Here is a 6064-nt window from a genome sequence, read left to right as displayed (position 1 = left end):
TTAGAATTAGTGCAAAACCATTTAGGATTTTCAATAGGTCTAGGTGATGCCCCTCTTTTAATTTCGGCAATATCCCCAAGCCTCACTCTTTGCCAATTTGAGGGCGTTGTTAATGCGTCCATGCGTTCTATCCAATAATCCTAAAACGCCTTAATGAAAGCATTCAAAACACCACCGTTTTGTTTTCATGCACAAACACCCGATCTTCTAAAACGAGTTTTAACGCCCTAGCCAAAACCAGTTTTTCTATATCCTTACCCGCTAGGCGCATTTTTTCCACGCTGTAGTTGTGGTTAATGGGCAGAGTGTCTTGTAAAATAATCGGCCCAGCATCAAGGCTTTCATTCACAAAATGCGCCGTGGCCCCGATGACTTTCACGCCCCTTTCAAACGCTTGCTGGTAAGGGTTAGCCCCAATGAATGCGGGCAAGAAACTATGATGGATATTGAGAATCTGATTTTCATAGCACTTCGTAAAATCATGGCTTAAAATGCGCATGTATTTGGCTAAAACGAGCAGATCCGCGCTCACTTTGTGTTTTAATTCTAGGTCTTTAATGATCGCTAAAACCTCTTTTTCATGCAAGTTTTGATTATCGCAAGGCGCGTAAAAATAAGGGATGTCAAATTTTTCCACTAAAGGGCGTAAAACCTCGTAATTAGAAATAACGCCTAAAATTTGAGCGTTCAATTCCCCCCCATACACCCTTAAAAGCAAATCCCCTAAACAATGGCTCTCTTTAGTAGCGAGCAGAATAATGTTTTTTTTATGCGTTAAAATGACTTCAATCAGTAGCTCGTTAAAGTTTTCTAAGGCTTTAAAAAGAGCGGTTTTTAAGACTCGCTCTTCTTGCTCTTTTATTTCAACATTCAAGGGCTTGATTTCTTTTTGGATTTTTAGCCGCATGAAAAAGCGTTGTTTTAAGGGATCAACAAATTCATCGTTTTTGACGATGTTATAGCCCTTGTTAGCGATAGTACTACTTATCGCGCTCACCAAACCTTTAGAGTCTCTAGCTTGAATTTTTAAAATAAATTCTAACATCTTTATCTCATTAATAATTGATAGCCAAAGGCTTGCGTGATAATATTTGTGGCTGATTGCGTGGCTTTTTCAATGAAGCACTCCATGGGGCTTTTTTCCAGCCAATAAGCTTTTTTAACCTTACTCAATTCCATTAAGCGGTTTTGCGCTTGCTTAATCGTGCTGATTTTATCAATGAGTTTTAATTTTAGAGCGTTTTGAGCGCTAAAGACCTTCCCTTCAGCAAAATCCTTATAATCCTTAGCGTCTAATTTCCTGGCTTTTGCGACATCATTCACAAACATTTGGTATTGCTCATTGACTAAATTTTGCAAAAACTCTTTTTCATTCGGTTTCCATGCTCTGGTGAAAGTGCCTATTTCTTTATATTCGCCCGCATGCACGCCTTGAGTGGCTACGCCGACTTTATTGAGCAAATTTTCCACATTCGCGCCCGAAAAAATCACCCCAATGGATCCTATCAAACTCGCTTTAGAGGCATAAACTTCGCTCGCTTGCATGCCCGCATAATAACTCCCGCTCGCCATAACCCCCCTAGCATACGCTAAAACGGGCATTTTTTGCTTCAAATCAGCGATCTTTTCGCTCAATTCCACGCTCGCTGACACCGCCCCACCAGGAGAATCAATCAACAATAAAACGCCCTTAATGCTAGGGGTTTTTAAGATTTTATCCACTTCTTTGTCAAAATCCTCGGTGCTAAAAATCGCCCCATTTAAATAGAGTTTAGCTAAATTAGGCGGATTGCTTGGCGCGCTTTCTTTAGCGCTAAAAAAGACTAATACAATGAGTAACAGCACAAACGACTTGAAATACTTCGTGATAAAATCTAAAGGCATAATCACTAAAGCCTTAAAGATTTTTTGAATGAAACTCCACATGCAGCTTTTCCTAAACTTAATATTTGACCATAAGAGTGTATTATACTTCAAATGTTTTAAGGATTAAATCATGGCGTGTAAATTTTGCCCTAAGATCAGAAAAACAGATTGGATTTTTATTTTAATCGCTGCTTTAGGCTTTTATTTGGTCAATAAACTAGGGTATGCACCCAAATTCACCCCCACTTCAAAATCTTCACACCCTCTTTCACGCCCCATTGAAAAGCCTAACAATATGACCGAAGAAGAAAGGAAAAAGCGTTTTATAGAGTTGCAAAAAGAATGCTTACTCCATAAAGACAAAAAGGCATGCGAAGAGGTTTTTTAGATTGTTTTTGTTGTTTTTGCGCTTTTAGGGTGTAAATTTTATACGCCCTTTTGGTTTGCAAAAAGGCTTTTTTTTAGCGGTGGTTTTTAGCTATTCCAACAACCCCCAACACCCCAAAATTCAAGCACTCTTAAGCTAAGTCTAAGTCTAAGTCTAAGTCTAAGTCTACTATAATCAAAAGATTTTAAAGAAAACTTAAAATCGTATGTATATTTGAGAATTTGATAAAAATATTAAAGGAAAATATATCATGAAAGCTTTTAAGGTTGATTTAGATGAAAGAGAAAATCGTGAAGTTTTATGCAAGTTTCATTTTGACAGAGGGGGGAAAAGTAAGCTTGAATACGCTTATTACGACAAGCAAGCTGTTTCAAACATACTTGAAGTGGCTAGTAAGATTAAAACTCTCATTCAAAAGAGTCTAAAAAATAATGAACACACTTTGCTAAATCGCAATGAAATTAAAGAAGCCTTTTTTAATCCCTTACAAGAGCGATTAAATAAAACTAAGGTTTTTCTTTCTCATTCGCATATTGATATGAAAAATAATGATTTTTTAGGCGTTAAAAATATCAAGTCCTTTTTAGAACCAACCGATCGTTCTAATTTAATATTTATAGACTCTCTCTTTTGGGATTATAAAAATGATATTCTAAAAGAAATAAAAAAACATTATATTGATGCTAGCAAGATTGAAGACGCTTTCACGCTCATTCTCAGAGAATCTCTAGAAGACATGATCAAAAAATGCCCTTATTTCGTGTTTTTACAAAGCAAGAATAGTGTTTCTCTTAATCAAGATCTATTAAAAATCACTTATTCCGCATGGATTTATGAAGAGTTGAAAATCGCTCATTCTATTAGCGCTATTAGCGAGAGTCGCCCAATTCCAATGATGGAAAGCATGCAAGTCTTTCATGATATATCGCCATTTTTAAAAAGTTTTGAGACCATAACCCTTAGCAAACTATCACAACAAATCAATTCATAGGAACAAGCATGTTTTTTAAAACTTATCAAAAATTACTAGGCGCGAGCTGTTTGGTGCTGTATTTAGTGGGCTGTGGGGGTGATAGTGGCAAACCATTGGTTTGGTTGGGATTGAAAAAAATAGCTTCAATTCTACCGTGAAAATCATTTCTAAAACCGATAACATAGAAATCCAAGACTTGAAGCTCAATCGTGGGAATTGCGAGCATGATCAAAATTTCTTGGTAAAGTTAATACAAGAAACAGCCAATACATACCTGTTTGCATCAGAAAAAGAAAAAGCGATTAAAAACCACCAAGCAAAAATCGCAAGACTTCAAAAAGATTTAGAAGAGCTCACGCAGTGGGTGCAACAATTCAGCAATCTTGATAAATTCTTAGAAAGTATTTATAATGCTATCGCTCAAATGGATTACTTTAAACAAGCTAAAGAATATAATAATCCAGCATATGGTGATGCAAAAGCTTTTGATAAAGCTCCTAGAAAATTCAAGCTTCTTTACCAAACAGTTGGTTCTAGTGCAACTTCTCTTAATGACTCTGTTTTAGCTAAAGCCTTGTTAGGAGCAGTATCGTTAGATGATCATTATCAATACATAAAAGATGATGACCCAATATATGCTGTTAAGAGAATGCTTGATAACCTTGATAGCTATAAATATGAATCAAAGGTGCCAGATGACGATCTATGGAAAATTCTGTACTCCATAAGAAATGCTATTGAAGACACTAAAAACCCCAAAGACTACCCCTATATCAACCTTAAAGAACTCAAAAAATTAATAGATAGTCTTGTTGATGATAATGGCCATATGGCCGATGGTTTTTTGATTGAAAATGATTTTAGGAATTATGAGGTATCAAAAAAAGGTCTCCAAAGCCTTGCTAAACTAAAATCCATGTGGCCTAGTGTAGGGAGATTTTATTTCGCTTGTTTGAAAGAAGCTATCCCAAGGCATGCCAAAGAAGTTACTGAAAAGCAGATTAGTTCTGAAGAAAAGTCTATCAAAGCCAATCAAGTCAAACTAACTGAAGCGACGCAAAATATTGACAAAATGGAAAAAATCATTAAAGATTTAGAAAGCAAGAAAAACACCTTATCAGTGTATTTAAAATTTGGAGAAAGTTTCACAGCGCATTATAAGTGTCAAAATCTCATAGAAGTTGGAGTCAAAACCGACAAAGGCACTTGGACTTTTAACTTTAAGAGATAAATATCAAACATGGAAAATACCCCGATAGACAGAGCAAAAATCCTTATAGAAGAGCTTAAAATCTTGCAAGGCGTTATCAATAGAATGGCGCAAAATTCTTTAGAGTGCAAGAAATGGACACTCGCGCTCGCTGTGGGTGTCTTATCCCTTAAAATAGAAGCGATTTCTAATTCTTATGGGTTATGCGTTTTAGGGGTGCTACTTCTATGTTTTTGGTTTTTAGACGCTTATTATCTCACGCAAGAAAGGTCATTCAGGGAGCAATACCAATGGCTGATAGAAAACAGGCTTAAAACCGATGAAAGGCTGTTTGAAGTCTTTCCTACTCATCAAACTTGCCAATTAACGCAACTCTTATCCGCCATGTTTTCAATTAGCCCTTCTTCAATTAGCCTTCTCCCCTATTGGGTGTTAGCTCTTTGTTTGGTGGGCTATGGTTTGTTTTTAATTCTGTTTCAATGAAGCACTGGCTATAAAACAACTTGACTCCAATCAAACGATAACTTTTGAAGCGTTTTAGGATTTAGAGTATCGCAAAATAACCCACCACTTTCCATATCCATTCCCATAACCTGATATAAGTTTTTACCTAAACTCACGCTCTTTTAAATGGAGTAAAAGTTCTCTCTGTCTGTCTCTTTAAACTCGCTCAAACGAATTTTTGAGAAATCCCAAAAACTTTCTATCCTATTGATAGGGTTTGTTCCTTTTACAAACTCATTTTTTTTGAATGCTTTACGCTATAGTAAGGCTTATAACCCACTAATTCACTAAACACTGGCATTTTTGAACTGGTTTGGTGATCTGATTGGTGGTTGATTTATGAGTGGTTTTTGCTATTTTAAAAATTAAATATCTATTTAAAAATACTAAGACGTTTCTCTAAATCAAGCTTTGAGAAATCTAATTGTATACCTGTTTAACACCGCATGCCCAGTAACTTAAAGCTCCTTGATGAGAGCTTAAGTTATCTTGACCTATTATTTGGCGTATGATCATCAACCAAGTCAAGCAAAAACTCATTGACATCTCCAGAAACCTTTTTGTAGAGTTTGTCCAGCTTAAGCAGTTCTTCTACTATTCCATTAATGCGTGAACCATATTTAGCTATAAATTTGTTCGGTCCACCCAAATCCGACATTTCTTTTAAAAGAGTCGCAGTTCCATGTAGCCCTTGATAATTATCATTTGCATTTCTATAATTATAACCAACATTACTTTTGTCTTTTTTCATTTAATTTCCTTTTTTTGTAAGTTTATAGAGCGGACAACCCAAACCTTGCTTATTGGTAAATTGAACAAATCTACCGCATGAAACAAATCCGTTTGGATCGTTAATGCCAAAATGTAATTTTATCATTTGAGAATACTCCTATGATTAAATTCTTTTTAGCGCCTATGGAGAGAAAACGGATCGAATACACGAGAGCAATCTCCAAACACCAAGGGCAACTGTTATATCTAAACTCAACATTGAAGTCAAGTAAGCAAAATCATTAAACAAAGCATTAAACACAAAAAATAAGAAGTAAAAACTCAAACATAAGATTTAAAAAAACCAAAAATTAAGCAAAAATCAAAAAATCAAGAAGTAAAAAAGAAAGAA

Annotated in this window: 8 protein-coding genes and 1 pseudogene; 5 read left to right on the top strand and 4 right to left on the bottom strand. The window is 35.6% G+C overall.

What is annotated here, in order from left to right; translation table 11 throughout:
• The 3 genes and pseudogenes from EAL87_RS08300 to sppA form a co-directional block, all read right to left on the bottom strand.
• A pseudogene (locus EAL87_RS08300) lies at positions 1 to 122 on the bottom strand (restriction endonuclease subunit S); the annotation flags it as partial.
• A 41-nt stretch (positions 123 to 163) separates the two neighbouring features.
• Positions 164 to 1045, bottom strand: a complete 882-nt coding sequence (gene purU, locus EAL87_RS07895) for a formyltetrahydrofolate deformylase (RefSeq protein WP_120914248.1) — start codon at positions 1043 to 1045, stop codon at positions 164 to 166.
• A gap of 2 nt (positions 1046 to 1047) precedes the next feature.
• Positions 1048 to 1926, bottom strand: coding sequence for a signal peptide peptidase SppA (gene sppA, locus EAL87_RS07890; protein ID WP_120914246.1), 879 nt, complete (start codon positions 1924 to 1926; stop codon positions 1048 to 1050).
• A 70-nt stretch (positions 1927 to 1996) separates the two neighbouring features.
• Between sppA and EAL87_RS07885 the strand changes: the two genes are divergently transcribed.
• The 5 genes from EAL87_RS07885 to EAL87_RS07870 all read left to right on the top strand — a co-directional run bounded on the left by EAL87_RS07885 (position 1997) and on the right by EAL87_RS07870 (position 4920).
• A complete protein-coding gene (locus tag EAL87_RS07885) occupies positions 1997 to 2254 on the top strand; it encodes a hypothetical protein (protein WP_120914244.1) in 258 nt (85 codons plus the stop codon).
• A 250-nt stretch (positions 2255 to 2504) separates the two neighbouring features.
• A complete protein-coding gene (locus EAL87_RS07880) occupies positions 2505 to 3245 on the top strand; it encodes a TIR domain protein (RefSeq protein WP_120914242.1) in 741 nt (246 codons plus the stop codon).
• Positions 3246 to 3253: 8 nt separating this feature from the next.
• On the top strand, positions 3254 to 3385 hold the full coding sequence (locus EAL87_RS08370; RefSeq protein WP_276205136.1) for a hypothetical protein: 132 nt from the start codon (positions 3254 to 3256) through the stop codon (positions 3383 to 3385).
• Positions 3382 to 4458, top strand: coding sequence for a hypothetical protein (locus tag EAL87_RS07875; protein WP_240444252.1), 1077 nt, complete (start codon positions 3382 to 3384; stop codon positions 4456 to 4458). The genes EAL87_RS08370 and EAL87_RS07875 overlap by 4 nt, the downstream gene beginning before the upstream one ends.
• A 9-nt stretch (positions 4459 to 4467) precedes the next feature.
• A complete protein-coding gene (locus tag EAL87_RS07870) occupies positions 4468 to 4920 on the top strand; it encodes a hypothetical protein (protein ID WP_120914240.1) in 453 nt (150 codons plus the stop codon).
• A 505-nt stretch (positions 4921 to 5425) separates the two neighbouring features.
• Here the strand turns inward: EAL87_RS07870 and EAL87_RS07865 are convergent.
• Positions 5426 to 5692, bottom strand: coding sequence for a hypothetical protein (locus EAL87_RS07865; protein WP_120914238.1), 267 nt, complete (start codon positions 5690 to 5692; stop codon positions 5426 to 5428).
• Positions 5693 to 6064 lie beyond the last annotated feature (372 nt).

Origin of the sequence: Helicobacter pylori (assembly GCF_003636935.1) — a bacterium.
GTDB lineage: Bacteria > Campylobacterota > Campylobacteria > Campylobacterales > Helicobacteraceae > Helicobacter > Helicobacter pylori_CH.
This window is presented reverse-complemented; position numbering and strand designations above follow the sequence as displayed.

Coding starts and splice junctions, on each gene's coding strand:
- purU (WP_120914248.1), bottom strand. CDS start 1,045: ATGTTAGAATTTATTTTAAAAATTCAAGCTAGAGACTCTAAAGGTTTG.
- sppA (WP_120914246.1), bottom strand. CDS start 1,926: ATGTGGAGTTTCATTCAAAAAATCTTTAAGGCTTTAGTGATTATGCCT.
- EAL87_RS07885 (WP_120914244.1), top strand. CDS start 1,997: ATGGCGTGTAAATTTTGCCCTAAGATCAGAAAAACAGATTGGATTTTT.
- EAL87_RS07880 (WP_120914242.1), top strand. CDS start 2,505: ATGAAAGCTTTTAAGGTTGATTTAGATGAAAGAGAAAATCGTGAAGTT.
- EAL87_RS08370 (WP_276205136.1), top strand. CDS start 3,254: ATGTTTTTTAAAACTTATCAAAAATTACTAGGCGCGAGCTGTTTGGTG.
- EAL87_RS07870 (WP_120914240.1), top strand. CDS start 4,468: ATGGAAAATACCCCGATAGACAGAGCAAAAATCCTTATAGAAGAGCTT.
- EAL87_RS07865 (WP_120914238.1), bottom strand. CDS start 5,692: ATGAAAAAAGACAAAAGTAATGTTGGTTATAATTATAGAAATGCAAAT.